At 64.8% G+C, this 25,603-nt stretch carries 24 protein-coding genes; 7 read left to right on the top strand and 17 right to left on the bottom strand.

The features are described 5' to 3' along the window. Positions 1-22 precede the first annotated feature (22 nt). Positions 23-673 carry a TetR/AcrR family transcriptional regulator gene (locus AB7Z56_RS07935; protein ID WP_063981336.1) on the top strand — a complete coding sequence of 217 codons (651 nt, stop codon included), beginning with the start codon at positions 23-25 and terminating at the stop codon, positions 671-673. A gap of 198 nt (positions 674-871) precedes the next feature. Here the strand turns inward: AB7Z56_RS07935 and AB7Z56_RS07930 are convergent, their stop codons facing one another. From AB7Z56_RS07930 to AB7Z56_RS07905, 6 genes are read right to left on the bottom strand one after another with little or no spacing between them, the layout of a single operon-like run. After that, positions 872-1,657, bottom strand: coding sequence for an ABC transporter permease (locus AB7Z56_RS07930; RefSeq protein ID WP_063981335.1), 786 nt, complete (start codon positions 1,655-1,657; stop codon positions 872-874). After that, entirely contained in the window at positions 1,654-2,511 is an 858-nt protein-coding gene (locus AB7Z56_RS07925) for an ABC transporter permease (protein ID WP_245328551.1), read from the bottom strand. Before AB7Z56_RS07925 ends, AB7Z56_RS07930 begins: the two co-directional genes overlap by 4 nt. A 24-nt stretch (positions 2,512-2,535) precedes the next feature. Next, a complete protein-coding gene (locus AB7Z56_RS07920) occupies positions 2,536-3,585 on the bottom strand; it encodes an ABC transporter substrate-binding protein (protein WP_063986119.1) in 1,050 nt (349 codons plus the stop codon). Between the two features lie 27 nt (positions 3,586-3,612). Beyond that, a complete protein-coding gene (locus AB7Z56_RS07915; RefSeq protein WP_063986118.1) occupies positions 3,613-4,920 on the bottom strand; it encodes an NAD(P)/FAD-dependent oxidoreductase in 1,308 nt (435 codons plus the stop codon). Between the two features lie 15 nt (positions 4,921-4,935). After that, positions 4,936-5,652 (bottom strand): HAD family hydrolase, encoded by a 717-nt coding sequence (locus AB7Z56_RS07910; protein ID WP_063981334.1) that lies wholly within the window; start codon positions 5,650-5,652, stop codon positions 4,936-4,938. 36 nt (positions 5,653-5,688) lie between these two features. Then, the gene (locus tag AB7Z56_RS07905) at positions 5,689-6,771 is read right to left on the bottom strand and encodes an ABC transporter ATP-binding protein (protein WP_063981333.1); all 1,083 of its coding nucleotides are present in this window, start codon (positions 6,769-6,771) and stop codon (positions 5,689-5,691) included. Between the two features lie 212 nt (positions 6,772-6,983). Here AB7Z56_RS07905 and AB7Z56_RS07900 point away from each other — a divergent pair, with 212 nt between their 5' ends. Continuing rightward, complete coding sequence (locus AB7Z56_RS07900; protein ID WP_028147133.1) at positions 6,984-7,922, top strand: LysR family transcriptional regulator; 939 nt, start codon at positions 6,984-6,986, stop codon at positions 7,920-7,922. Between the two features lie 20 nt (positions 7,923-7,942). Here the strand turns inward: AB7Z56_RS07900 and AB7Z56_RS07895 are convergent, their stop codons facing one another. From AB7Z56_RS07895 to AB7Z56_RS07865, 7 genes are all read right to left on the bottom strand, one after another. Beyond that, positions 7,943-9,094 (bottom strand): alpha-hydroxy acid oxidase, encoded by a 1,152-nt coding sequence (locus AB7Z56_RS07895; RefSeq protein WP_063981332.1) that lies wholly within the window; start codon positions 9,092-9,094, stop codon positions 7,943-7,945. Between the two features lie 114 nt (positions 9,095-9,208). After that, a complete protein-coding gene (gene uxuA, locus AB7Z56_RS07890; protein ID WP_084794984.1) occupies positions 9,209-10,399 on the bottom strand; it encodes a mannonate dehydratase in 1,191 nt (396 codons plus the stop codon). Positions 10,400-10,472: 73 nt separating this feature from the next. After that, on the bottom strand, positions 10,473-11,522 hold the full coding sequence (locus AB7Z56_RS07885) for an L-idonate 5-dehydrogenase (RefSeq protein WP_063981331.1): 1,050 nt from the start codon (positions 11,520-11,522) through the stop codon (positions 10,473-10,475). Continuing rightward, positions 11,519-12,925 carry a TRAP transporter large permease gene (locus AB7Z56_RS07880; protein ID WP_063981330.1) on the bottom strand — a complete coding sequence of 469 codons (1,407 nt, stop codon included), beginning with the start codon at positions 12,923-12,925 and terminating at the stop codon, positions 11,519-11,521. The genes AB7Z56_RS07885 and AB7Z56_RS07880 overlap by 4 nt, the downstream gene beginning before the upstream one ends. A gap of 4 nt (positions 12,926-12,929) precedes the next feature. Further along, a complete protein-coding gene (locus AB7Z56_RS07875; RefSeq protein WP_063981329.1) occupies positions 12,930-13,508 on the bottom strand; it encodes a TRAP transporter small permease in 579 nt (192 codons plus the stop codon). Positions 13,509-13,741: 233 nt separating this feature from the next. Then, entirely contained in the window at positions 13,742-14,701 is a 960-nt protein-coding gene (locus AB7Z56_RS07870; protein WP_071917185.1) for a sialic acid TRAP transporter substrate-binding protein SiaP, read from the bottom strand. 89 nt (positions 14,702-14,790) lie between these two features. Next, on the bottom strand, positions 14,791-15,600 hold the full coding sequence (locus AB7Z56_RS07865; protein ID WP_063981328.1) for a FadR/GntR family transcriptional regulator: 810 nt from the start codon (positions 15,598-15,600) through the stop codon (positions 14,791-14,793). A 146-nt stretch (positions 15,601-15,746) separates the two neighbouring features. On the opposite strand from AB7Z56_RS07865, the gene AB7Z56_RS07860 reads away from it, so the two are divergent. Together AB7Z56_RS07860 and AB7Z56_RS07855 are read left to right on the top strand one after the other, a co-directional pair. Further along, positions 15,747-17,231, top strand: a complete 1,485-nt coding sequence (locus AB7Z56_RS07860; protein ID WP_063981327.1) for a mannitol dehydrogenase family protein — start codon at positions 15,747-15,749, stop codon at positions 17,229-17,231. Positions 17,232-17,329: 98 nt separating this feature from the next. Then, positions 17,330-17,737 carry a nuclear transport factor 2 family protein gene (locus AB7Z56_RS07855; protein WP_014492699.1) on the top strand — a complete coding sequence of 136 codons (408 nt, stop codon included), beginning with the start codon at positions 17,330-17,332 and terminating at the stop codon, positions 17,735-17,737. Between the two features lie 24 nt (positions 17,738-17,761). Here AB7Z56_RS07855 and AB7Z56_RS07850 read toward each other — a convergent pair whose 3' ends face one another. After that, positions 17,762-18,517, bottom strand: coding sequence for an HAD family hydrolase (locus tag AB7Z56_RS07850; RefSeq protein ID WP_063981326.1), 756 nt, complete (start codon positions 18,515-18,517; stop codon positions 17,762-17,764). A gap of 143 nt (positions 18,518-18,660) precedes the next feature. On the opposite strand from AB7Z56_RS07850, the gene AB7Z56_RS07845 reads away from it, so the two are divergent. Then, the gene (locus AB7Z56_RS07845) at positions 18,661-19,509 is read left to right on the top strand and encodes an SDR family oxidoreductase (protein WP_063981325.1); all 849 of its coding nucleotides are present in this window, start codon (positions 18,661-18,663) and stop codon (positions 19,507-19,509) included. 121 nt (positions 19,510-19,630) lie between these two features. Next, positions 19,631-20,899 (top strand): serine hydrolase domain-containing protein, encoded by a 1,269-nt coding sequence (locus AB7Z56_RS07840; RefSeq protein WP_063981324.1) that lies wholly within the window; start codon positions 19,631-19,633, stop codon positions 20,897-20,899. Between the two features lie 58 nt (positions 20,900-20,957). Here the strand turns inward: AB7Z56_RS07840 and AB7Z56_RS07835 are convergent, their stop codons facing one another. Together AB7Z56_RS07835 and AB7Z56_RS07830 are read right to left on the bottom strand one after the other, a co-directional pair. Then, positions 20,958-21,845: a dienelactone hydrolase family protein gene (locus AB7Z56_RS07835; RefSeq protein WP_063981323.1), complete on the bottom strand. Its 888-nt coding sequence runs from the start codon at positions 21,843-21,845 to the stop codon at positions 20,958-20,960. A 101-nt stretch (positions 21,846-21,946) separates the two neighbouring features. Beyond that, entirely contained in the window at positions 21,947-23,173 is a 1,227-nt protein-coding gene (locus tag AB7Z56_RS07830) for an MFS transporter (RefSeq protein ID WP_245328637.1), read from the bottom strand. Between the two features lie 547 nt (positions 23,174-23,720). Here AB7Z56_RS07830 and AB7Z56_RS07825 point away from each other — a divergent pair. Next, positions 23,721-24,302 (top strand): MarR family winged helix-turn-helix transcriptional regulator, encoded by a 582-nt coding sequence (locus AB7Z56_RS07825; protein WP_028147146.1) that lies wholly within the window; start codon positions 23,721-23,723, stop codon positions 24,300-24,302. A 14-nt stretch (positions 24,303-24,316) separates the two neighbouring features. Here the strand turns inward: AB7Z56_RS07825 and AB7Z56_RS07820 are convergent, their stop codons facing one another. Next, entirely contained in the window at positions 24,317-25,249 is a 933-nt protein-coding gene (locus tag AB7Z56_RS07820) for a hypothetical protein (protein ID WP_063981321.1), read from the bottom strand. Between the last annotated feature and the right edge of the window lie 354 nt (positions 25,250-25,603).

Raw genomic sequence — 25,603 nt, 5'->3', positions numbered from 1 at the left:
GAAACTGGCGGGAGAAACAGTGATGCTCGAGCGTATGCCGCCCCCATCGAAGCGCACCAACGACCCCGAGCGCACCAAGCGCGACATCCTCGAAGTGGCGATGGCCGAATTCGCCTCGGAGGGCTATTCCGGCGCCCGCGTCGATGCGATCGCGGCGCGCACGCGCACATCCAAGCGGATGATCTATTACTACTTCGGCGGCAAGGAGCAGCTCTATCTCGCGGTGCTGGAGGAGGCCTATCGCAGCATCCGCGCGCTGGAGGACCAGCTCGACATCGAAAGCTGCGACGCCCGCGAGGGATTGCGCCGGCTGATCGAGGCCACCTTCGACCATGACGAGCGCAATCCGAACTTCATCCGCCTCGTCAGCATCGAGAACATCCACCACGGCAAGCACCTGAAGCAGAATCTGCAACTGCGCCAGCTCAACGCCAGCGTGATCGCGACACTCGACGGCATCCTCGAGCGCGGCCGCGGCGAAGGCGTCTTCCGCGACGACGTCGACGCCATCGACCTGCACCTCGCCATCTCTTCCTACTGCTTCTTTCGCGTCGCCAACCGCCACACCTTCGGCGCCCTGTTCGACCGCGACCTCAGCGAGCCCAGGGTGCTGGCGACGAGCCGGACGCAGATCGTGGAGATGATCCTGGCGTGGCTTGGGGCGAAGGCTTAACAGCACACTCGCTGTCATTCCCCGCGACCCGGCTACGCCAAGGCTTCGCCGGGGCTGCGGTCCAGGGGCGCCGAAGCTTTAGCGTAGGCGGCAGGCGGGGAATCCAGTACGCCGCGGCCTATCGAGGAACCACTACCGGCTCTGGAATACTGGATCACCCGCTTTCGCGGGTGATGACGGCGGAGACCGGAGCCCCCCTCACCCGCCCCTCTTCCCCCGCGTGCTCGCCAGCAGCACCAGCATGAACGACGCCACCGTCATCAGCGTCGAGATCGCGGCGATGGTCGGGTCGATCTCGTCACGCAGCGCGGTGAACATGCGCTTGGTCAGAGGCTGATACTGGCCGCCGGAGATGAACAGCGCGACGATGGTCTCGTCCATCGCCGAGATGAAGGCGAAGATGCCGCCCGCGACCACGCTGGACTTGATCTGCGGCAGCGTCACCGCGAAGAAGCTGCGCAGGCGGTTCATGCCGAGGCTGCGCGCCACCATCTCCTGCGCCGGATCGAAGCTCTGCAAGCCCGCGAGCACCGAGATGACGACGTAGGGCAGGCCCAGCATCACATTCGCCAGCACGAGGCCGGGCATGGTCGCGACCAGGCCGACCTTTGCATAGACGAAGAAAATGCCGACCGCCGTGATGATGATCGGCACCACCAGCGGCAGCAGCAGTGCCATGTGGATGATGCGCATGATGCGCAGCTTCGACTGGCTGATCGCGTAGGCCGCAGCAACCCCGCACGGCGTTGCGATCAGGACCGTGAAGAAGGCGACCGTCAGCGTTACCCGCGTCGCCTGCATCCAGGCGGGATTGGCGAAATATTGCTGGTACCAGCGCAGCGAGAACGACGGCGGCGGGAACGTCAGGAAGCGCGCACTGGAAAACGAGATCGGCGCGATGATCAGGACGGGCAGGATCAGATAGACCAGCACCAGCGCGCTGATCACGTAGAGGACAATCCGTGCGGGCGAAGTGCGCGTCATTTTTGCCCCAACACGCGATCGAGCGAGATGAAGCGGCTGACGGCGAAGAAGATCAGGAGCACGCTCAGGAGCAGCACCACGGCGACCGCGCTCGCGGCGCCGAACTGGTTGTAGAGTTCGACATTGCGGCTCACCAGCATCGACACCATCACGGTGCGGCCGCCGCCGAGCAATTCCGGCGTGATGTAGAAGCCGAGGCAGAGCACGAACACCATGGTGCAGCCGGCGAGCACGCCCGGCAACGACAGCGGCAGGAACACGCGGAAGAAGGTAAGCGACGGGCTCGCCCCCAGGCTCGCGCCGGCCTGCATCAAATCACCGGGGATCTTCTGCATGGTGGCATAGAGCGGCAGCACCATGAACGGCAGCAGGATGTGCACGGTCGCAACCACCGTGCCGAACGTGTTGTGCACGAGCGCGAGCGGCTCGGAGATGACATCGAGATAGCGCAGGAACTGGTTGATCACGCCGGTGCGCTGGAGCAGCGCCAGCCAAGCATAGGCGCGGACCAGCACGGACGTCCAGAACGGCAGCACCACCAGCGACAGGATGAGGATGCTCCAGCCCTTCGGCACGGCGTTGGCGAGATAGGCGACGGGATAGCCGAGCAGCAGCGCGATGACTGTCACCGCGAGGCTGATCTCGAAGGTCAGCGCAAAGCTGCGCCAGTAGATGTCTTCCGTGAAGACCCGGCGATAGTTCTCCAGCGTGAAACCGTCATGGTAGATCGACTGCCAGGCGAGCCACCCGACCGGCAGCACGATCAGGAGAAGAATCACGAGCAGCGCCGGCGACACCAATGCCAGCATCAGCGCATGCTCGCGGCGCTGATGCTTTTGGGAGGAATCTGGCATGGATGTCGCCAAGGCTGACCTCGCTTACTTCTGCATGAACGACGCCCAGCGCTTCTCGGCGGCCTCGCCCGCGGGCGAGGACCACCAGGCGTAGGACATCAGCGCCTGCTTAGCCGCGTTCGCCGGCTCGCTCGGCAGCTGCGCGGCACGCTCGGGCTTGATCACGCCGGTCTCGAACGCCTTCGGATTGCCCGGGCCGTAGTCGATGTTGAGCGGCAGATTGGCCTGGTGCACGGGATCGACGGCCTCGTTGACGAATTTGACTGCCGTCTCCAGATTCGGCGCGCCCTTGAGGATGCAGAGCGAGGTGCTCTGAAGGACGCCCTGGTTGTAGGTGAAGGAGACCTTTGCACCCTCCTTGGCCACGGCGCTGACGCGGCCGTTCCACGCCATCTCCATGTCGACCTCGCCGTCGTTGAGCAGCTGCGCCGATTGCGCGCCTGAGGTCCACCACACCGTGATGTGCGGCTTGATCTCCTCCAGCTTCTTGAAGGCGCGGTCGACGTCGAGCGGGTAGAGCTTGTCGGGCGCGACGCCGTCGGCCATCAGCGCGGCCTCGAGCGTGGCGATCGGGTGATTGCGTAGCGCGCGGCGGCCGGGGAATTTCTTGACGTCCCAGAAATCCACCCAGCTGTTCGGCGCGTCCTTCGGAAACGTCTTCTGGCTGTAGGACAGCACGCTGGAATAGAACTCGTATGACACCGAATAGGGACTGCGATAGGCCTCCGGCATCGCCGCGCCGTTTGGAATCTTCGAGAAGTCGAGCTTCTCGATCAGCCCCTGCTCGCCGCCGCGCAGGCAGTTTCCGGTGGGGGTATCGACGACGTCCCAGATCGGCTTGCCGCTGCCGACCTGCGTCTTGATCGCGGGCCAGGCGTCGGGAATGGAGTCCTGGTTGATGGTGATGCCAAGCTTCTTGGCGGAGGGATCGAGGATCGCCACCGTCTGCGCCGCCTGATAGGCGCCGCCCTGCGAGACGAAGGTGATCTGCTCGGCGGCGCTCGCCGCGGTGCCGCTAAACGCGATGGCGCCCAACAGGGCGTAGCCAAATCCAGAATGCCGTTTCGTCATCATCCTCGCCTCCTCCATCACCAAATAATCTCACTGACCGATCGCATCGAGAAACTGGTACCAGCCGGCGACCATGCGCACGGCGGGCTCGCGCAGCGGATAGAACGGGATCGCCTTCATGCGCCTGATATCGAGCAGCCCTACCTCGGGCGTCTCGCCGCGCACGAAGGCGGCGAGATAGCGGCCCATCAGGCTCGACATCGCAACACCCGCGCCGTTGTAGCCCATCGAGACCAGCGTGCGGTCGTCGAGCCGGCCGATATGCGGCACCGAGTCCAGGGTCATGCCGACGAGGCCCGACCATTTGTACGCGAGCGGCACATCGGCGAGATCCGGGAAGATGCCGACCATCGCCTTGCGCAACGCGTCGAAGGCAGCTTGCGAGTCCTGCTTGCCGAAGGCGCCGCGGCCGCCGAAGATGACGCGGTTGTCGACCATGCGGAACCAGCGCATCATGCGCTTGGTCTCGGTGTAGGTGCGCCCCGTCGGCATCAGCTTGCCCGCGAGATTGCGCGGCAGCTGCTCGGTCGCGACCATGGCGCTGCGGAAAGGGATCAGCGTGCGCTGCATGTGCGCGGTCGCGCTGGTGAGATCGGAGTAGCTGTTGGTGGCGATGATCGCCTGCTTCGCGCGCACCGCGCCTTGCGGCGTCTCAGCGACGATGCCGCCATTCTCGCGCCGGAGTTTGACCACCGGCGACTCGTGGAAGATCGGAACGCCACGGCGCGCGACGCCATCGGCGAGCCCGCGCAGATAGTTCAGCGGATGAATGCCGCCGGAGCCGGGATTGAGCACGCCGCCGACAAAGATGTCGGAGCCGGTTTCGTCGCGCACCCCGCGCTTGTCGAGGATGCGGACTTCGGCGGAGCCCATCTCGCGCGTCATCCAGTTGGCTTCGTCGATCGCGGCCTTCAGCGTCGTCTCGTTATGCGCGGCCTTGACCTGGCCCGTGCGTGTCAGCGCCGCGCTGGCGATGCCGAATTCGGACACCAACTCCTCGACCATGTCAGTCGATTCATGCGCGATCTCGTACATGCGCTGCGCCATGGCGCGGCCATGGGTGGCGTCGATCTCGCGGAACGACAGGCGAAATTTTGCGGTGATCACCCCGCCATTGCGACCGCTTGCGCCCCAGCCGGGACGGTTCGCCTCCAGCACGACCGGCGACAGGCCGCTCTTGGCGATGTGGTGCGCCGCGGAGAGGCCCGTGTAGCCTGCACCGATGATCACCACATCCGCCTGTCGCTCGCCCGACAGCACGGGAAACGCGCGCGCCGGCTCCGCCGTGGCTTCCCACAGCGAGTTGGCCGATGGCAATGCGCTCCAGTCCCGTGTCATGCCGCCGCTCATGCCTTACGCCGCCGGTCCGATCGCCGCGTCGGCCAGCGCCTTCAGCGTCGGGAAGTGGAAGTCCGGCTTGGTCAGCGTCTCAACCGCCGGCGTGCCGCCGAAACCGGCGATGCCCTGGCGGCGCTCGATCCAGCACACCTTGTAGCCGAGCTTCCGCGCGATCCCGATGTCGTGGTACTGGCTCTGCGCGACGTGCAGGATGTCGGACTTCTTGTAGCCGAAGGCGGACTGGCGTCCCTTATTGTAGGCGAAGAACTCCGGGTTCGGCTTGGTAACGCCGGTATCGTCGGCGCAGACGGTATCGTCAAAGGGATTTCCGAGCGCGTGCGCATAGCACGACAGCGCGACCCGGTCAGCATTGGTCATCGCCACCAGCCGGAATTTCGTGCGCAGACGCTTCAGCGCCTCGACCGAATCCGCGAACGGCCCCCAGCGCAGCACCGAAAGCTGGAACACATCGCAGGACGCATCGTCGGAGGGAAGCCCGAGCTCCTTGGCGAGATGGCGATAGACGTGGAACATCGCCTCGCTCGAGCGCTCATAATGCTTGTCGCGGCCGCGCTTATAGGGCTCGAAGATCTGCTCGTCGCTGAGCTCGGCCGGCGACTTGCCGGAGATCTTGCGCACCGCGGAGAGCACGCCGGTCTCGAAATCGATCAAGGTGCCGACGACGTCGAAGGTGAGAACCTTGAAATTGCTGAACGAGGCTGCTGACGACATCTTTGGTTTCTTCTCTCGGTTGAACAGGGCTTGAGTTCAGTCCCCCGCCCTGGGGACAACGATGGTGTCCTCGGGGTGAAGGGTCACGGTGAGGCTGCCGCCGAGCGGCGGGATGCGGCTGTAGGCCTGGTGATAGCTCGGCTGGCGCAGGCTGAGCGCGATGCCATCGGTGAGCGCCAGGAAGATGCGGAGGCTCTCGCCCTGGTAGACGATGTCGGTGACAGTTCCGGTCAGCCGGTTGCAGGCGGCATCCTGCGCGCCGTCGTCGATCAAGAGCTTTTCGCTGTGCACGGCGAGCATCAAGGCATCGCCTGAGGGAATGGCGCGGGCGCTGCGCAAGAGCGCGTTGCCGAGCGCGACGCTGGAGGCATCGACGCGGCGAACCGGCAGCATCGTCGCTTCTCCGATGAAGCTCGCGACGAAGGAATCCGCGGGATGATCGTGCAGCCGCTCGGGTGCGTCGATCTGGATCAGCCGGCCGTCCTTCATCACGGCGACGCGGTCGCTCATGGTCAGCGCCTCGCGCTGGTCGTGGGTGACGTAGATGATGGTGGCGCCGATGCGCCGGTGCAGCGCGCGCAGCTCGATCTGCATGGATTCGCGGAGCTGCTTGTCGAGCGCGGAGAGCGGCTCGTCCATCAGGATCAGGCGCGGCTCGAAGATCATCGCGCGCGCCAGCGCCACGCGCTGGCGCTGGCCGCCGGAGAGCTGCGCGATGCCGCGCTCTTCATAGCCGGCGAGACCGACCATCGCGAGCGCTGCGCGCACCTTGTCGGGCCAGCTCGCTTTCGGCAGGCGCCGTGCGCGCAGGGGAAAGGCGACGTTCTCGCCGACGCTCATATGCGGGAACAGCGCGTAGTTCTGGAACACCACGCCGATGTCGCGCTTGTGCGGCGGCATCCAGGTGACGTCACGGCCGCCGAACAGGATGGTTCCGCTCGACGGCAGGATGAAGCCGCCGAGAATTCCAAGCAGCGTGGTCTTGCCGGAGCCGGAGGGCCCGAGCAGCGAGACGAATTCGCCGGCGCCGACATTGAGCGAAACGTCGTCGAGAGCGCGAACGGGGCCATACGCCTTGCTCGCGGACCTGATCTCGACGCTTTCCGCTCGTTTGTCCAACGATCGACCTCGCCTCGTTCCCTGCAATGGCGTGCCTCACTGCGCGCCATAAGCCTGCTTTATAGACAGGAATTTTGAGCACTCACGGCCGAAGCGTGCACCGCACCAAATCTTCGTTCGCAAGCCCTTTCTTTAGGCTGTGATGCCGATGACACCAGACTTGGCAAAACTCGGCAATTGCCAAATTCTCACCGTGTCCATAACATGGCGTTATGCCCGAGCTACGCCGGATGCTGCCCTCCAGTAACGCCCTGTTCGTCTTCGACGCAGCGGCGCGCAATGGCAGTTTCACGGCGGCAGCAGCCGAGCTCAACGTCACGCAGCCGGCGGTGAGCCGGATGCTCGGACAGTTCGAGGAGCATCTCGGCGTCCGCCTGTTCGACCGCACTGCCGGGCGCGCGGTGCTCACCGAGGAAGGCGAGCTGCTTTATCGCCGCGTGCTCGAAGGCTTTCGCAGCATCGAGACCGGGCTCGTCGAGATCGAACGGCGCCGCAAGGGCACCGAGACGGTGACGCTGTCGGTCTCCTCCGCCTTCACCACGCATTGGCTGATGCCGCGCATCGACAAGCTCCAGAAGCAGTTTCCCGAGGTCGATCTGCGCTTCCAGCTGATCTCCGGCGCGCTGCGCGGACCGGTCGAGAATGTCGACCTCGGCATGCGCTTCCGTGACCGCGACGAGCCGTCGTCCGGCGGCACGCTGGTGATGAAGGAAGTCATGCTGCCGATGTGCAGCCCTGGCTATCTCGGCGAGACCGATCCCGCTGAAGGCAACACCATCATTCGCCTCGCCGAGACGCCGGGCGACTGGGCGGCGGATTACGCCTCGCTTCTCACCGGCCGCCGCGGCGCGGCCAAGGCGCTGAGCTTCACCGACTATGCCGTCGTGATGCAGGCTGCCCTGCTCGGCCAGGGCATCGCGCTCGGCTGGCTGACGGTGGCCTCGCACTGGCTCCTGACCGGCGCGCTGGTGCCGGCCTCCGAGACGCTCACCACCACGCGGCGCATCTGCGAATTCCTGCCGCCGCGCAACCGGCCGATGCGCCCCATCGCCGCCGAGATCCGCGACTGGATCATCGCGCAGATGAAAAGCGAGATCGCCGCGATCGACCGGCTCTATCCGAAGCTCGGCGCGATGGCCGCCTGCTATTGATGCCGAACGATCACGGCGCGCTACCCCGGCCGAAAGCGCAGATTGGCGCGCGATAGCTGGCTGATCGACGTGCATCCCATCAGCTTCATATCGCGCACGAGCTCGGCCCGCAGCAGGCCGAGGGCCCGTTCGACGCCGGGCCGGCCGGCGGCGGCGAGCGGATAGAGATAGTATCGTCCAAGCCCGACCGCCTTGGCCCCGAGCGACAGCGCTTTCAGGATATGGGTTCCGCGCTGGATGCCGCCGTCCATCATCACGTCGATGCGGTCGCCCACGGCATCGACGATTTCGGCGAGTTGATCGAAAGCCGAGCGGGAGCCGTCGAGCTGGCGGCCGCCATGATTGGAAAGGACGATCCCGGCACAGCCGATATCGACGGCGCGGCGCGCGTCTTCCACCGACATGATCCCCTTCAGGCAGAACGGGCCGTTCCAGGTCCGCACCATCTCCGCGACATCGTCCCAGTTCATCGCGGGATCCAGCATTTCCGTGAAGTAGCGACCGATCGACATGGCGCCGCCGCTCATGTCGACATGCTCTTCCAGCTGCGGGAGCCTGAATTTCTCGTGGCTGACATACTGGATGCCCCACATCGGCTTGATCGCGAACTGCAACATGCCCGCAGGTGTCAGGCGGAAGGGAATGCTGAAGCCGGTGCGCAGATCACGCTCGCGATTTCCCCCGGTGATGCTGTCGACCGTCAGCATCATCACCTCGACGCCCGCGTCCCTGGCGCGCTGCATCATGGCGCGGTTGAGACCGCGATCCCTGTGGAAATAGAATTGATAGACCTGTGGCGTGTCGTGGGCCTTGCGCAATTCCTCGAGCGACACCGTGCCCAGCGAGGAGACGCCGAACATGGTGCCGTAGCTCGCCGCAGCAGCGGCGACGGCACGCTCGCCTTCATGATGGAACAGGCGCTGCAAGGCGGTCGGCGAGCAGTAGAACGGCAGCGCGAGCTTCTGGCCCATGATGGTGACCGACAGATCGACGTCCTGCACGCCGCGCAACACGTTGGGCAGAAGGTCGCAATGCTCGAAGCTCGCGCTGTTGCGGCGATGGGTGGTCTCATCGTCGGCCGCGCCATCGATATAGTCGAAGATCGGACCGGGCAGTCGGCGGCGCGCCAGCCGCCGGAAATCGTGGAAGTTATGACACTGTGTCAGGCGCATTTCTCAACTCCGCTCACGGCATGCTCTGCGCGTCGATCATCTTGCCATCGCGCCGCCGATGCTGTCAGCGGTCGCCATCGCGGCGATCTCTCGCCTGATGGCGCCGCCGGTCTCCTATCGATGCTCGATCGCCCTGATCGCGCCGCGGAGCTCGGCGAGGCCGCGCAGGCGTCCGATCGCGGTGTAGCCGGGATTGGTGCGCTTGGTTGCGGCGAGATCGTCGAGCATACGATGGCCGTGGTCGGGACGGAACACGATTCTCTTGTCGGGCGAACGCCGTGCGTTCTCCTTCAACAGCGCCTTCAGCACCGCGACCATGTCGACGTCGCCATCGAGATGATCGGACTCGTAGAATGACAGGCCGTCGGCCTCGCGCTTGGTCGCGCGCAGATGGGCAAACGCAATGCGCGGGCCGAAGCGCTCGGCCATCGCGGGCAGATCGTTCCCGGCGCGCACGCCGAGCGAGCCGGTGCACAGGCAGATGCCGTTCGCCTTGGACGGCACGGCGTCGAACAGCGCCTGATAGTCGTCGGCGGTGGAGGCAATGCGCGGCAGGCCGAACAGCGGACGCGGCGGATCGTCGGGATGCAGCGTCAGGGACACCCCGAGTTGCTCGGCGACCGGCGTGACGCGGCCCAGGAACTCGGCGAGATGCTGCCGCAGGATCTTTGGCGTGATGTCGCGATAGGTCTCCAGCCGGTCGCGGAATTGCGGGATCGTCATCGGCTCGGTGGTCGAGCCCGGCAGCGCGCTGGCGATGACCATGACGAGATAGTCGATATCGGCCTGGCTCATCTGGTCGAACAGCTTTTTGGCGCGCGCCTGCTGTTCGGGCGAATACTCCTGCACGGCGGCGGGACGCTTCAGGATATGCAGCTCGAACGCGGCAAAGCGGTCCTGGTCGAAGCGCATGGCGCGGGCGCCGTTCGGCAGCTCCCACTCCAGATCGGTGCGGCACCAGTCCACCACCGGCATGAAATTGTAGCAGATGATCTTGATGCCGGCCGCCGCCACCGCTTCGAGACTCGCGATCCACGCGTCGATCGAGGCCGTCGCCTTGGCCCCGAGCCGCTTGACGTCGTCGGGGATCGGAATGGACTCCACCACCGACCAAGTCAGTTGCGAGCGGCCGGGCTGGCCGTGCTCGATGAAGTTCTTGCGCTCCTCGACCGCCTTGCGTGTCCAGGCTTCGCCGATCGGCACCTGATGCAGCGCCGAGACGATATCCGTCGCCCCGGCCTGCCTGACATCGTCCAAAGACACCGGATCATCCGGACCGTACCAGCGCCATCCCTCGAGCATCATCGAAATTCTCCTAAAGCGTTTTCGGGCGAAGTGGATACCGGTTCGCGTGAAGAAAACGCGTCAAAACAAAGAATCAGTTCGCGGTCAGCACGACCTTGACGCTCTGCGAGCGGTCCAGTGCCAGCCGCAGCGCGTCCGGCGCGGTCGACAGCGGCCGCTCGGCGGTGACCAGCGACAGCACGTCGACGCTGCCTGCGCCGATCAGTTCCACCGCGGTCATGAACTCGAAGCCGAAGCGGAACGAGCCGCGCAGGTCGATCTCCTTGGCCATCACCGCATTCGACGGCGTCGGAATCTGGCCGCCCGGCAGATTGCCGATCTGCACCACAATGCCGCCGCGCCTGACTATGCCGATCGCGCTGGCAAGGCCCGCGGCGGTGCCCGAGACCTCGAACGCCACATCATAGGGACGCGATGCGGCCTGTGCCTTCAGTCCTTCCTCGCCGGCCGAGACGTTCTCGACATGCGAAGCGCCGAGCCGGGTCGCAAAGGCGAGCGGCGCCGGCGCGATGTCGGCCACCGTGATGTCGGCCATGCCGGCGCGATGTGCGGCGAGCATGGTCAAAAGCCCGATCGGGCCGGCACCGAAGATGATGCCGCGCTTGCCCTCGATGTTGCCGGCGCGCGCGACCGCGTGCAGGCAGACCGCGAGCGGCTCGGCCAGCGCCGCGGCCTGATAAGATACGTGGTCGGGGATCTTGACGCACTGCGCCGGGATCGCGTCGAAATAGTTGGCGAAGCCGCCCTGCATGTGCGGCGTCTTCGACGCCGAGCCCATGAAGTAGATGTTCTCGCAGAGGTTCGGCCGGCCCTCGCGGCAGGCGACGCAATGGCCGCACCAGCGCGACGGATTGACGGCGACACGGTCGCCGACCTTCAGGTTCGCTGCGGAACCTGCGATCTCCACGACTTCGCCCGAGATCTCGTGACCGAGCACGAGCGGCGACTTCACGACGAAATCGCCGGTCCGGGCATGACGGAAATAATGCATGTCGGAGCCGCAGATGCCGCCGGCGCCGAAGCGGATGCGCACCATGCCATCAGCGAGCTTGTCGAGCGGATGCTCGATCATGCGCAGATCTTCGGGGCCGAACAGGGTTGCGGCGAGAGCGGTGGAGGTCATTTGGAGAGTCCCATGTATTTAGGCAGCCAGAGGGTCAGTTCGGGAATGTAGGTGATCGCGATCAGCGCGACCATCAGCGGCACCAGCCAGGGCAGGATCGCGACCGTCGTGCGCTCGACCGAGAGCTTGGCCACGCGGGCGAGCACGAACAGCACCATGCCGAGCGGTGGATGCAACAGGCCGATCATCAGGTTCAGCGTCATGATCAGCCCGAAATGGATCGGATCGATGCCGAGCTTGAGCACGATCGGCAGCAGGATCGGCACCAGGATGGTGATCGCCGCCGTGGTGTCGATGAAGCAGCCGACGAACAGGATCAGGACGTTGGCGAGCGCCAAAAACACCCATTTGTTGTGGGTGATGCTGAGCATCCAGTCCGAAAGCATTTGGGCTGCCTGCGACACCGTCAGCAACCAGGCGAAGATCGAGGCTGCCGTGACGATGAACAGCACCGAGGCCGTGGTCTCGATGGTGTCGAAGGTCGCCTTCGCCACCGTCTTCAAGGTCATGGTACGGTAGCGGACGAGACCGAGGAACAGCGACCAGATCACGGCGGCGACCGCGGCCTCCGTCGGCGTGAACCAGCCGAGCGTCATGCCGCCGATCAGGATGACCGGCGCCATCAGCGCCATTACCGCCGAGAAGTCGAAGTACCAGTCGATCGCGAGCAGCGTGCCGAGGCCGATGACAACGGCCATGTTGGTGGACATGCCGGCCAGCACCATCAGCCAGATCGCGAGCGGGAAAGCCAGCACGATGGCGATCTCGATGCCGGCCGAGCCGAGCTGCGGCCAGGAGAACGGCGTATCGCTGCCCCATTTGTTCTTGTGCGCGAAATAGGTGACGGTGGCCATCATCAGCAGCGTCATGACGATGCCGGGAATGACGCCGCCAAGGAACAGCGCACCGATCGAGACGTTCGCCATCATGCCGTAGATCACGAAGGGCAGCGACGGCGGGATGATCGGCCCGAGCGTGGCTGAGGCCGCGGTGACGCCGACGGAGAACTCGGTGGAATAGCCGTGGTCCTTCATCGCCTTGATCTCGATGGTGCCGAGACCGGCGGCGTCCGCGATCGCCGTGCCCGACATGCCGGAGAAGATCACCGAGCCGATGATGTTGACGTGACCGAGGCCGCCGCGCATCCAGCCGACCAGCGCGACCGCAAATTTGTAGATGCGGCCGGTCACACCGGCGATGTTCATGAGATTGCCGGCCAGGATGAAGAACGGCACCGCGAGCAGCGGAAAGCTCTCGACGCCGGCGATCATGCGCTGCGCCAGCGTGACATCGGGCGTCACGCCGCTGACCAGGATGTAGAGCAGCGACGACGCGGCCATGGCGATCGCCACGGGAACGCCGAGCAGCATCAGGATGAGAAAGCCTCCAAGCAACAGCAACATGGGATTACCCTTCAAAACCGTCGTAGGCGCCGGGACGTTCGAGGATCGAATAACCCTGTCGCAAATGTTGGATGGCCACCTGCACCGAGCGCACGAACATCAGCACGAAGCCGGCCAGCACGGCGTAATAGACGTAGTCCTTGGGCAGGTTGATCGTGGTCATCGATTCATCGCCGATGATCTGGATATAGACCCAGACCAGCTTGATGGCGTAGCCGAAGAACGCGATCCGGATCAGGTCGATCGCCGTCGACAGCGCGCGCGCTACGATGTGCGGCAGATAGCGGTAGATCAGGTCGACCTGGATGTGGCGTGAAAGCCGTACGCACATCGAGGAGCCGATGAAGACCACGCCGATCAGGCAGTAGGTCGCGATCTCCTCGGTCCAGGCATAGCTGTCGTTGAGGACGTAGCGGGTGAAGAACTGGAGGAAGACGGCAAGCGCCATCACCCAGAAGATCACCAGCGCCACCCAGTCCTCGAAAGCGTAGACGCCGAGATCGACCTTCGGCACCGCCTCTTCCTCGAAGGTGTGGGCGATCTCGTCCCCGGTGATCTGCCGGTGCACTTCGACGGTGGACATGGGGTTACTCCTCAACCTCTTAATCGTCATTCCGGGGTGACTCGAAGAGCCGAACCCGGAACGACGACTTAGTTCTACGAACTCCACTCCTCATCCTGAGGAGCTTGCGAAGCAAGCGTCTCGAAGGATGGCCTCGGGCGACGCCTGAGCAACATCCGGGCCTTCATGGTTCGCCCGGCGATGCGAAGCATCGTCCGGAGCGCGCTTCGCGCTCCTCACCATGAGGGTCTCAGTTATTTCACCGCCTGAATGCGTTCCCAGTCGGCCTTGCGATAACCGAAGGTCTCGAACGCAACGTTCTTCAGCACGATGTCGCGGAACTCGTTCTTGTCGACCTCGGTCACGGTCAGTCCCTTCTCCTTGAAGAAGGAAACCAGCTTGGCCTCGTTCTGCTTGATCTCCGCGGTCGCCTTCGCAGCGGCCTCCTGCGCGACGTCGGTGAAGATCTTCTTGTCCTCGTCGCTGAGCTTCTTCCAGAGCGCGCCCGCCACCACCGTGTTGAGGTGGTCGACGATGTGGCCGGTCAGCACGATGTGCTTCTGCACTTCGTAGAACTTCTTGGCCTCGATCGTGGTCAGCGGGTTCTCCTGCGCCTCGACGGTGCCGTTCTGAAGCGCGAGATAGACTTCGGCGAACGCGATCGGCGCGGTGTTGGCGCCGCAGGCGCGCGGCATCGCCAGATAGGCCGGAACGTCGGGCACGCGCATCTTGAGGCCCTTGAGGTCGGCGCAAGTCTTGATCGGTTTGTTCGACGAGGTCTGGCGCACGCCGTAATAGGTCACCGCGACGATGTGGTGGCCGCTCTTGTCCTCATAGCCCTTGGCGAGCTCCTTGAAGATGTCGCTCTTGGTGTAGGCAAGGAGATGGTCGGCGTCGCGGAAGGTGTAGGGATAGTAGGTCACGCCGATCGGCGGGAAGCTCTTGGCCGCGAAGCTCGAGCCGGAGATGATGATGTCGACCGAGCCGAGCGAGAGGCCCTGGTTGATGTCGGCTTCCTTGCCGAGCTGCGACGCCGGATAAACGTCCACGGTATAGCGCCCGTTGGTGCGCTTGCCGATCTCCTGCGCGGCCCAGACCGAGGCGGTGTGGAACGGCTCCGAGGTCTCGTAGACATGGGCCCATTTGAGCTTGGTCTGCGCCATGCCGGGATTGGTCGCCGCGAACATCGCCGCGACCGAAGTCGCCAGCACCATCGTCATCTTCTTCAACACTGACTTATCCTCCACTGACTAAAGTCTGCTTCTTGTTCACCCGCCCCAAAACCGGGACGAGCCGCCCAATCTCATCGTCGCCGCGCGTTGCCGCTTTTGGCCTGCGTCTTCGCGCGTTTTGGTTTTGCCGGTTTCGCCGGCGTGCGCGCGACCCGGCCTCGCTCCGCGGGCGATCCCGCGGCGGTCTCGGCACCAAAGTTCTGCGCAAAGCGCTCCTGCGAGCGCGCCAGATGCTTGCGCATGGCCTCGCGCGCGGCGTCCGGATCATGCGCCGCAATCGCGTCACGCACGGCGCAATGCTCGTCGAGCGCGGTGCGCCAGGTGCCTGGGCTCTCGAAGTAATGCGCAAGCTGCGCGAAATAGGGATTGAGGCGCTGGTCGAACAGCTCGCCGACCACGCGCACCAGCACGGCATTGCCGAGACTGCCGGCGATCGCGACGTGGAAGGCACGGTCGTGCACCATCGAGGCCTCGCCGGGATGCTCGACATTCTCCATGGCGACAAGCGACGCATTGATGCGGGCGATATCGTCCTTGGTCGCCACGCGCGCGGCCTGCTCGGCGAGCGCGCTTTCGAGGAATTCGCGGGCGCGCAAGAGCTCGAACGGGCCTTCGATGCCGGCGGCCGGAAGCGCAGGCGCGGCGTCCGCTGGCTCGGTCACATAGATGCCGGAGCCGACGCGAATGCGGACGCGGCCCTCGACCTCGAGCGCGATCAGGGCTTCGCGCACCGTCGGCCGCGAGATCTTGAGCTGCTCGGCGAGTTCCCGTTCGGTCGGCAAGCGGCTGCCGACCGCGTACTCGCCGCTGTCGATCAGGCTTCGCAATTGATCGGCGACCTGGCGGTAAAGCCGTCTCGCCTCCACAGCTTCCAGCGGCACGCTGGCCTCCCCGAAAGGGTCTCGCTGGGAAGCATCGCGTCCCGGCGGCCCGCCAATTTTGGAAAATTGGTCTTACCAATTGACCGAAGCATTGACCGAGGACAGGCGCCATGTCAAGCAGCGGCCAAACACAGGGAGAGACGACCATGCGCCATAGTTCAACGCGTCTTGGCCGCGCCAATCTCGACCGGCTGGCGCCCGCCATCCGCCGGCCGGCCTATGACCGCTCGCGCGTTACGCCCGGCATCGTGCATCTGGGCCTGGGCGCATTTCATCGCGCGCACCAGGCCGTCGTCATCGACGACTGCCTGGCCGCAGGCAACTCCTCCTGGGGTATCGTCGGCGCGAGCCTGCGCAGCCCGGATACGCGCGACGCCCTCGCCCCGCAGGATCATCTCTACACTGTCGCCGTACGTGCCGCCGAAGGCACCGAGCACCGCGTCATCGGCGCGCTGCTCGACAGCGTCGTCGCGCGCGAGAAGCCGGCAGCACTGGTCGATCGGATGGCCGATCCCGCCATTCGCATCGTCTCGCTGACGGTCACCGAAAAGGGCTATTGCCACACGCCGCAGACCGGCGATCTCGACGAGCGGCATCCGGATGTCGTGCACGATCTCAACAATTTTGACGCGCCGCGCTCGGCGCCCGGCTTCATCGTGGCCGCACTGGCGCGCCGGCGTGCACAGGGGCTGGCGCCCTTCACCGTACTCTGCTGCGACAATCTCGCCGCCAACGGCCACACCGTGCAGCGGATCGTGACGCAGTTCGCCGCGCTCCGCTCGAAGGACCTCGGCAAATGGATCGCCGATAGTACTGCCTTCCCGTCGACCATGGTCGACCGCATCGTGCCGGAGACGACGGACGCCGACCGGGATGCGATCTCGAACGCGCTCGGCATGCGCGACGCCTGGCCTGTGATGACCGAGCCGTTCACGCAATGGGTGGTCGAGGACCGCTTCACGGCGGGGCGGCCCGATTTGGCCGCCGCCGGTGTCGAGCTCGTCACCGACGTCAAGCCGTTCGAGCTGATGAAGCTGCGACTGCTCAACGCCAGCCATTCGGCGCTGGCCTATCTCGGCTATCTCGCGGGCTACGAGACCATCGCCGACACCATGCTGGATCCGCATTTCGCCCGTCTCGCCGCGCAGGTGATGGAAGAGGCCGCGGTGACGCTGACGATGCCTGTTGGCACCGATCTCGCCGCCTATCGCGCCTCGCTGCTCAAGCGCTTCGCCAACCCGGCGCTGCATCACCGTACCTGGCAGATCGCGATGGACGGCTCGCAGAAGCTTCCGCAGCGCCTGCTCGGCGCGATGCAGGATCGCCTGCGCAAAGACCTGCCGATCGCGACGCATGCGCTCGCTGTGGCCGGCTGGATGCGTTACGTCACCGCACGCGACGAGCAGGGCCGCGCCATCGACGTTCGCGATCCGCTCGCCGCCGAGTTCGCCGCGCTGGCGCGCGAGGCGGGTCCCGTCGCCGAACGGCTCGCGCCCGCATTGCTCGGGGTCGAGAAAGTGTTCGGACCGCTGGGCACCGAGCCGCGCCTGCGCGAGGCCGTGACCACGGCGCTCGGCCGTCTTTATAAGGATGGTGCGCGGCGAGCGGTGGAGACATCTGTCTCGGCGTGACCACAAAGCAGGCAATGCTGCACTGCGGTCCAAATCGAACGCAAAGTCGGACGGAAGTCGCGCTTGATTTTTGCCTGCCATTGCCCCACCCGAGAGGCATGGCAAAGGACAATAAGGTCATCGCCGCGAACGCGGCCTTCTACGCCGCCTTTTCAACGGGCGACTTCGACGAAATGGAGCGGATGTGGGCGGATGACGACGCCATTTCCTGCATCCATCCCGGCTGGCCGGCCATCATCGGCCGGGCGACGGTGATCGGCAGCTGGCGCGACATCCTGCAAAATCCGGAGCGGCCGCAGATCGTCTGCGCCGAACCGCAGGCGATCGTCGACGGCGACAGCGCGCGCGTGCTCTGCATCGAGATCGTCGACGGCACCGCTTTGGCCGCGGCCAACCATTTTCGGCGTGTCGGCGACGGCTGGCGGCTGGTGCACCACCAGTCGAGCCCGATCGCGCAGATTGTCGAGCAGGCTGAAGACGATAGAACGAGCCACCGCGTCCACTGACCGCGGCGGGCCGGCCGGCGCTTTCTACTGTGCATGGGGTTGTTTTTCAGTTTTTTGTCTTGAGCCCCCAAGTTCCGACAAATCGTCCAGCACGACCTGCGCCGCACTGAAATCATCGTCCCGAAAGAACATGCTCCTGGTGATGAGCACCGGAATGTTCGCCCGCGAGGCCGCGATCAGGCCGTTGCGGGAATCCTCGATCGCGACGCAGTCGGCTGCGCCCAGCTTCAGCCGCGCCAGGGTTTCCAGATAGACATCGGGGGCCGGCTTCTTGTGGCGGACATCGTCGCCTGCGACGACCGCATCAAAATCTGCCGCCCAGCGCGTTCCCAACGCTTGCGACAGCAGCGCATCGATATTGCCGTGCGAGGTGGTGGTCGCGATCGCGAGCCGTTGGCCACGGGCCCTCGCGGCGGTGAGCAGGTCCGCCACACCGGGCCTCAAGGGGCAGCAGCCGGTTTCGATCAGCTCGGCGTAATGCGCGGTCTTGATGCGGTGAAGGGCTGCGATATCGGCATCCGGCAATGGCGGCGCGACCTGCAGCCTCGCGTGAAAGGCGCGCATGCGCTCCTTGCCGCCGGTGACACGCAGCAGCTCCTTGTAGACGGCCCGGTCCCACTGCCAGTCGAGGCCGTGACGGACGAAGGCATGGTTGAAGGCCCGCCGATGCAGCTCCTCGGTTTCGGCCAGCGTGCCGTCGACATCGAAGATCAGCGCGGCGGCGCGCCCGATCAACTCCGCGGCACCGCATGGCACTGCGGCCGGCGCTTCTGCCTGCATGACCGACACCTCCCTCCTGACAAGCGAGCATCGCGTGCCCTGGCGGCCGAGTAAAATTGCAATATCTTTTGCCGGACCCAAAAATCCCTTATGAGCGAACGGCGCGCAGTTCGCGCGAGCGGGAACTCCAGCACGGCAGGCGCATGCGGCTCTTCATCCTCGGCCTCGGCTACAGTGCCCGGCATTTCGTCGGCCAATTCGGCGGCGCCTTCTCGCATATCGCCGGCACCGTGCGCGATCCCGGCAAGCGAAACGACCTTGCCGATATCGAGGTGCACACCTTTTCCGGCAGCAGTCCGGCCCGCGAGGTGGTCGAGCGAGTCCGCGACGCCGATGTCCTTCTCATATCGATCCCGCCCGGCAGCGCGGGCGACCCCGCAGTTACGGCCCTTGGCGACGCGCTCGCGAGCCGGCGGCGGAAGATCGTCTATCTCTCCACCATCGGCGTCTATGGCGATCACGCAGGCCGCTGGGTTGACGAGAGCACGCCGCCGCAGGCCACCCTCGACCGCACGCGCACGCGCGTTGCGGCGGAGCAAGCCTGGACCGCCACGGCGCGCGGCGACGTCGCGATCCTGCGGCTTGCGGGCATCTACGGTCCCGGCCGCAACGCGCTGGTGACGCTGCGGGCGGGGACGGCCCGGCGCATCATCAAGCCGGGACAGGTCTTCAACCGCATCCACGCCGACGACATCGCGACCGCGATCATGGCCGCGGTGAAGCACAGTGACGGCGGCACATGGAACGTCTGCGACGACGAGCCGGCGCCGCCGCAGGAGGTGATCGCTTATGCGGCGAAGCTGATGGGCCTTGCGCCGCCGCCCGAAGAGCCGTTTGAAACCGCCGAGATGTCGGCGATGGCCCGCAGCTTCTATGCCAGCAGTGCCCGGGTCTCCAACGCGAAACTGAAGCACGAGCTCGGTGTCACGCTTGCTCATCCGACCTATCGGCATGGCCTGGATGCATTGTGGCGCACCGGGCAAGGGCGATAGGTTCCGGTTATCTCCGACGCGTCCCAGACATGCCCCGCCCGCGCTTGACTTCGCTCAGGCGCAGCCGTGATCTAGCCGCTCGGCGAGCCACCACAGAACGAGCTCGCCTTGGGAGGATGCAATGAACAAGACGATCGCCATGATCGCGACGGCGGTTGCCGTCATCACGTTCGGTGCGGCGCGCGCCGCACCACTGCCCGAAGCCAGCCCTGATGACGCCGGTTTCTCGAAGCAGGGTCTCGCGCGGCTCGACAGCTTTTTCGCGCGCGAGATCGCCGCCAAGCGCGTCCCCGGCGCCGTCGTCGCGGTGGCGCGGGACGGCAAGCTCGTGCACTACAAGGCTTACGGCATGCTCGATCCGGACAAGGGCACGCCGATGCCGGTCGACGCGATCTTCGCGCTGGCCTCGATGACCAAGCCGATGGCGGCGGTCGCCGGCCTGACGCTGATGGAGAAAGGCCAGTTGCCGCTCCAGGCGAAGCTGTCCGACTACTATCCAGGCTTTGCCGACATGAAGGTCGGCGCGACCGAGGCCAATGGCTCGCTCAAGCTCGAACCGCAGGCCTCCCCGATCTTCATCCACGATCTCTACCGGCATACGTCCGGATTGATGTATGGCGGCCGCCCCGACTCATCAAGCCCGGTGGCGCGGCAATACCCCGATGGCGTCGCCCCGGCGGTGGAAGGCGACACTGAGGCCTTCATCGACCGCATCACAAAACTGCCGCTGGCGCATCAGCCCTCGACCGAGTTCGAATACGGTTTTTCGATCGACGTGCTCGGCGCCGTCGTCGAGAAGGTCAGCGAGCAGAGGCTCGGCGACTATCTCGCCGCCAATGTGTGGCAGCCGCTCGGCATGAAGGACGCGACCTTCCACCCGACCGACGCACAGCGCCCTCGCCTCGCCCGCCCGTTTGCCAATGATCCGCTGACCGGCAAGCCGCAGGCCATCAAGCTGCTGGACACTCCGACCAAGTTCGACTGCGGCGGCGCCTGCTCGTTCGCGACGATGGGCGATTACATCCGCTTCGGCCAGATGCTCCTGAACGGCGGCGAGCTCGACGGCCAGCGCATTCTTTCCCCGAAGACCGTGCATCACATGACGAACAACCACCTCGGTCCCGAGATCAAGAACAATGTGGCGAACATCGAGCCGCATCGCGCCGGCTTCGGCTTTGGTCTCGCGGTCGCGGTCCGGACCAGCGAAGGGCTGTCGTCGGTTCCCGGCAATCCCGGCGAGTTCACCTGGAACGGCGCCTACGGGACGCAGTTCTTCTGCGATCCCAAGGAGCGTCTCGTCGTGGTGGTGGGAACGGCGGCGCCGGGCGAGCTCAGGAAATACTATCGCGAGCAGGTGCAGGACATCGTCTATGGCGCGATGGTGAAGTAAGACCGGCGCGCTGGAATAGAAAGGGCGGCCGCTCAGGCCGCCCTTTGCGAATCTGGCGTCAGCTCAACACGCCGTACCTCTTGAACCAGGCCTGGGCCTGCTTCCAGGCGTCTTCCGCCGCATCCTTGCGATAGCTGCCGCGATAGTCGGCATGGAAGCCGTGCGGCGCCTGCGGATAGATCTTGAATTCGGCGATCTTCTTGTCCTGCTCAAGCGTCGCCTTGAACTGCTCGACCTGGGCCACGGGAATGCCGGTATCGGCGCCGCCATAGAGGCCGAGCACCGGCGCCTTCATCTCGGGGGCGAGCTGAATCGGACTCTTCGGCCACACCGGATTGGCGGGATCGACCGGCGCACCGTAGAACGCGACACCGGCCTTGAGGGTGCCACTGTGGGCAGCGTATTCCCAGACATTGCGGCCACCCCGGCAGAAGCCGATGATGCCTAGCTTCGTGGTGTCGCCGCCTTGCGATCCCGCCCACGCCACCGTCGCATCGAGATCGGACAGCAGCTCGGCGTCCGGCTTGGCATTGACGACCGGCAGCAGATCCTTGATGTCGGTGACCTTGGTGAGATCGACACCCTTGCGGAAATAATAGTCGGGCGCGACCGCGAAGGCGCCGAGCTTGGCGAGGCGCCGTGTCACATCCTTGATGTATTCGTGCAGGCCGAAAATCTCCATCGCCACGATGATCACCGGCGCCTTGGTGTTGCCGGCCGGGCGCGCGAAATAGGCAGGCATCTCTTCGGAGCCGACCTTGATCCTGGTGTCGCCAGCCTGGAGGCCGCCGGTATCTGTCGTGATGATTTCGGCACGGACCGGACCGGCCGCAAGCGTGTAGCCGGCAGCGACGGCCGCGGTGGCGCTCATGAATCCGCGGCGCGAGACCGGCGCGACTTTCGTCAGCCCGACGACGTCGGATGTCATGGTGGTTTCGAAGCTCATCGGTCGATCCTTCCTGATGCTGGGCCCTGATTCCTCAGGCGGCGCATTCGCCGATAATTGCCGGCGAAACGCAAATCACCAGCCTGCGAGCATGTTCGCGTTCAGGCCAAGCCCTGACGTCTTTTCACCGGCGCCGTTTCGGGCATCAGGCTCATTGCGACAAGTCCGACGATCGCCGCAAGCAGGAGGTACCAGGCCGGTGCCAGCGGATTGCCGGTGACGTGGAGGAGCCAGGTGACCACGAGCTGCGCCGTACCTCCGAAGCTCGCGATCGCCACCGCGTAGACGGTCGCGAACACGCCTCCGCGGATGTTCTGGGGCAGCGCTTCGGTGAAGGTCGCATAGAACGCGGTGAACGGCAGCGAGCCGATGATCGATAGCACACCGAAGCCGATCAGGAGCGACAGCGCGCCCGGTGCATGGACGATCCACAGGAAGGTCGGATAGGTGAGCAGGAGGGTTGCGAGCTGCGGCCAGATCATGATCGGCTTACGGCCGAGACGATCGGCGAGCCATCCGCCGACCAGTGCGCCGACGAACTGAATGCCGTTGCTGACGAGCGACACGGCGAAAGCCAGCGTCGACGACACGTGCAGGGTATTCTGCGCATAAGTCGTCATGTATTGCGTGACATAGGTCGAGATCGTTCCGCTGGCCAGGATCATCAACGCCAGCGCGATGATGCCGAGGTGACGCCGGGCCTGCGAGAGGTGACCTGTGCGCTCTTTCGCTGCGACACCGGCATCGGCATGCGGAATCGTCTCGGGCAGTGTCCGCCGCATCCAGAGCCCGAACGGCAGGCAGACAGCCCCGATCAGGAACGCCACCCGCCAGCCGTAGGAGTCCAGCATCTCCGGCGCCATGGTCGTGCTCAGGATGACGCCGACCAGCGCGCCGGCGGTCGCCGCGATCTCCTGGCTCGCCGGCTGCCATGCCACGACCAGCGCCCGATGCTCGAGCGGGGCAATCTCGAGAAGATAGGCGGTGGTCGGTCCGACCTCGCCGCCGAGGGCGAAGCCCTGCACCATGCGCGCCGCAATCACGATGATGGGCGCGGCGACGCCGATCATGCGATAGGACGGCGTGAGCGCGATGGTCAGGATAGCAGCTCCCATCAACGCAAAGCTCAGCAGCATGGCGGGCCGCCGGCCGATCCGGTCGGAATAGATGCCGAGCACGATCCCGCCGATCGGCCGCGTCACGAAGCCGGCCCCGAACGTCGCCAGCGACAGCATCAGGCTGCCGTACTCGCTTCCGGTCGGGAAGAAGGTATGGCCGATCTGGATGGCGAAGAAGCTGTAGGTAATGAAGTCGTAGAATTCGAGCATGTTGCCGATGGTGGCTGCGAATGCTGCTCGTTTGACGTTGAACGGCGCCGCTTGCTCAATTCCCAACGACACTTTGACTTCCCTGGATTCGCTCGTTTGCCAGACTTAACCGTCCGGCTGCATTGCGTCGCAACATCCATTAACCGAAAGAGAGGGTTCTCTCCCGGCCAGCCACATCGCCAGGCGTTGCCGGTGATGCGCCCTTTTGCGTATTCGAAACTCCAGGCCGCAACAAATGGGCCTCGCAGTGGCGACAATGACACATCATGTTGCTCAGGCGTCGCACATCACCGTCAATTCACGTGCAAGCTCTCGTGATTTGATTGAAATTTTCAGAAGAGTTGAGCCGTGCGATTTACTCGAACTTTCTGTGTGACGCTCTAGTTCCACGGCCGGAAGTTCCATCTGCACAACGGATGCAACTTCCCGAGCGCGGTCCCTCCATCCGGCAACGGACGAAGAATCGCCCGAGAACTTTCATTCTCGTCCACCCAGATTGCGCTACCAAAGGCTCAATTGAATAAAGCTTGTCCGACCTGGAACTGAAATGATTTTAGCTCGCGAAGCGATTGAATTGTTGGGACAGATGGCCCGCATCCTGTGGTTCGAAGGCACCAAGCATGGCTTGCGCGACCGCGAATGGATGGCCCTGCGCTTTCTCTCCCGCGCCAACCGTTTCTCGCGGACGCCCTCGGCGCTCGCGAGCTACGTCGGCACCACGCGCGGCACCGCCTCTTTCATCATCGGCGAACTCGAGCGGCTCGGATATCTGGAGCGAAAGCGCTCCGCGACGGACAAGCGATCGGTGACGCTGAGCGTGACGCAGCAGGGCAAGAAGTTCCTGGTGCGCGACCCCATCAGCGTTCTCCTCGAGCCGATCGCCGTCCTCGACGACGAGGCCAAGATCCGCTTTCGCGACACGCTCCGGCACGTGCTCGATCAGGCGGACGCGGCCGAGCAGCGGCACCATACCGACGTCTGCAAGCGATGCATCTTCCTGCGCGAAGATCGCACCGCCACGGACGGCAAGCCCGGCGCCGCCGAGTTCAGCTGCCGCCTGTTTCGCGCGCCGATCGCCGAGGCGGAGATCGATCTGCTATGCACCAGCTTCGAGCATCATCGCCAATAGGAGGCGGCCCTCGATCACGGCGTCGCCTTGCGTGACGAGTAGATGACGCCGCCGCTGGACTCCACGACCAGACGGCCGTTCTCGTTCTTGATCTCTTCGATGCGGCCAAGCCCGGGTACCTGCTGTCCAAGCACGGCCTCGATGACGCCGTTCGGACCTTGCAGGATCGCAATTCCCTCATAGGCCTGGCGGACCGACCAGCCCTTGACCACCTTGCGCGGCGCCGACGGAGGAACCGAACCCGTGATCTCGGGCGCGGCAACCGAGGCCATCATCGGCATCGTCTGCGAGGGCGGCTGCGAGGCGACGGCCGCCGGCGCCGGCGCTTGCGCCTGAGCCTGGGCGAGCTTGTCCAGCTTCACCGTCGAGGACGAACTCACCCGCTCGATACGGTCCAGATTCTCGGCGAACCTGCCGAAGCGATCGTTGGTCGCCTTGCTCGACTGATCGACCGCGGTGCGCAGGCCGTCGAGATTTTCGGACACGCCCGACACCTGCTTGCGCAGCAGCGCGACAGTCTCGCGCAGATTCCTGATCTCCGTATTGGCGGCCACGTTGCTTTGGGCCGGCTGCGTGGTGAGATAGGCGATCACGCCGGTGCAGGCGCAGACCACCAGGATCGCAGCGACCGCCAGTGTTGCGAGCGGCGCGACCCATGTCGGACGCGGCGGCGGCGGCTTGGCCACGATCACGGCCGGCTTCATCACGGTCGGCGCAGGCTTCGGTATCGCCATCTTGTCGAGGCGCGCCTTGGCGCGAATACGCTTCAGCCCCTCGAGCGCCTCTTTCGCCAGGGTCTCGTCGTTCGCCGCAGCCGACACACGCTTCGCGCTTGCAGCGGGCTTGGCCGTCTGTGTCGTGTTTGTATCGCGCGCATCCGGAGCCGGCTTCGCCGCCGCGGAAACATCAGCGGTCGCGTTGGGACGAGCTTGTCCATCGGACAACATGTGAAAATGCTCCGTTCGGTTCGATCTATCGAACGGTGAAGTTATTTGCCGAAGCTTGCCTGAAACGTGCGCAGCGAAAACTTTCCATCGCGCCCGATGCGACGTCGCATGAGTCAAAAGCGTCATGGACGTGGCGAGAGTGCGACTCGAAAGACACACACTCGCCAAGATTTCGCCAAGCTGGAGTCGCCGCGCCATACATGAGTCGAATTGTCGCATGGGGAAACACCAGCAGGAGAGTCAATCCCGGGTTGAAAACCCCATTGTGCGCATGACCTGCAGCACCGCGCAAAATAGCTGTGATTACGCGGGGATGCGGAACTTTAGAAACGCTACGGTGCAAAACTAGTTCGA

Source organism: Bradyrhizobium sp. 482_C4_N1_8 (assembly GCF_052075965.1).
Lineage (GTDB): Bacteria > Pseudomonadota > Alphaproteobacteria > Rhizobiales > Xanthobacteraceae > Bradyrhizobium > Bradyrhizobium barranii.
This window is presented reverse-complemented; position numbering and strand designations above follow the sequence as displayed.

Coding starts and splice junctions, on each gene's coding strand:
- AB7Z56_RS07935 (WP_063981336.1), top strand. CDS start 23: ATGCTCGAGCGTATGCCGCCCCCATCGAAGCGCACCAACGACCCCGAG.
- AB7Z56_RS07930 (WP_063981335.1), bottom strand. CDS start 1,657: ATGACGCGCACTTCGCCCGCACGGATTGTCCTCTACGTGATCAGCGCG.
- AB7Z56_RS07925 (WP_245328551.1), bottom strand. CDS start 2,511: ATGCCAGATTCCTCCCAAAAGCATCAGCGCCGCGAGCATGCGCTGATG.
- AB7Z56_RS07920 (WP_063986119.1), bottom strand. CDS start 3,585: ATGATGACGAAACGGCATTCTGGATTTGGCTACGCCCTGTTGGGCGCC.
- AB7Z56_RS07915 (WP_063986118.1), bottom strand. CDS start 4,920: ATGACACGGGACTGGAGCGCATTGCCATCGGCCAACTCGCTGTGGGAA.
- AB7Z56_RS07910 (WP_063981334.1), bottom strand. CDS start 5,652: ATGTCGTCAGCAGCCTCGTTCAGCAATTTCAAGGTTCTCACCTTCGAC.
- AB7Z56_RS07900 (WP_028147133.1), top strand. CDS start 6,984: ATGCCCGAGCTACGCCGGATGCTGCCCTCCAGTAACGCCCTGTTCGTC.
- AB7Z56_RS07895 (WP_063981332.1), bottom strand. CDS start 9,094: ATGCGCCTGACACAGTGTCATAACTTCCACGATTTCCGGCGGCTGGCG.
- uxuA (WP_084794984.1), bottom strand. CDS start 10,399: ATGATGCTCGAGGGATGGCGCTGGTACGGTCCGGATGATCCGGTGTCT.
- AB7Z56_RS07885 (WP_063981331.1), bottom strand. CDS start 11,522: ATGACCTCCACCGCTCTCGCCGCAACCCTGTTCGGCCCCGAAGATCTG.
- AB7Z56_RS07880 (WP_063981330.1), bottom strand. CDS start 12,925: ATGTTGCTGTTGCTTGGAGGCTTTCTCATCCTGATGCTGCTCGGCGTT.
- AB7Z56_RS07875 (WP_063981329.1), bottom strand. CDS start 13,508: ATGTCCACCGTCGAAGTGCACCGGCAGATCACCGGGGACGAGATCGCC.
- AB7Z56_RS07870 (WP_071917185.1), bottom strand. CDS start 14,701: ATGGTGCTGGCGACTTCGGTCGCGGCGATGTTCGCGGCGACCAATCCC.
- AB7Z56_RS07860 (WP_063981327.1), top strand. CDS start 15,747: ATGCGCCATAGTTCAACGCGTCTTGGCCGCGCCAATCTCGACCGGCTG.
- AB7Z56_RS07855 (WP_014492699.1), top strand. CDS start 17,330: ATGGCAAAGGACAATAAGGTCATCGCCGCGAACGCGGCCTTCTACGCC.
- AB7Z56_RS07850 (WP_063981326.1), bottom strand. CDS start 18,517: ATGCAGGCAGAAGCGCCGGCCGCAGTGCCATGCGGTGCCGCGGAGTTG.
- AB7Z56_RS07845 (WP_063981325.1), top strand. CDS start 18,661: ATGCGGCTCTTCATCCTCGGCCTCGGCTACAGTGCCCGGCATTTCGTC.
- AB7Z56_RS07840 (WP_063981324.1), top strand. CDS start 19,631: ATGAACAAGACGATCGCCATGATCGCGACGGCGGTTGCCGTCATCACG.
- AB7Z56_RS07835 (WP_063981323.1), bottom strand. CDS start 21,845: ATGAGCTTCGAAACCACCATGACATCCGACGTCGTCGGGCTGACGAAA.
- AB7Z56_RS07830 (WP_245328637.1), bottom strand. CDS start 23,173: ATGCTCGAATTCTACGACTTCATTACCTACAGCTTCTTCGCCATCCAG.
- AB7Z56_RS07825 (WP_028147146.1), top strand. CDS start 23,721: ATGATTTTAGCTCGCGAAGCGATTGAATTGTTGGGACAGATGGCCCGC.
- AB7Z56_RS07820 (WP_063981321.1), bottom strand. CDS start 25,249: ATGTTGTCCGATGGACAAGCTCGTCCCAACGCGACCGCTGATGTTTCC.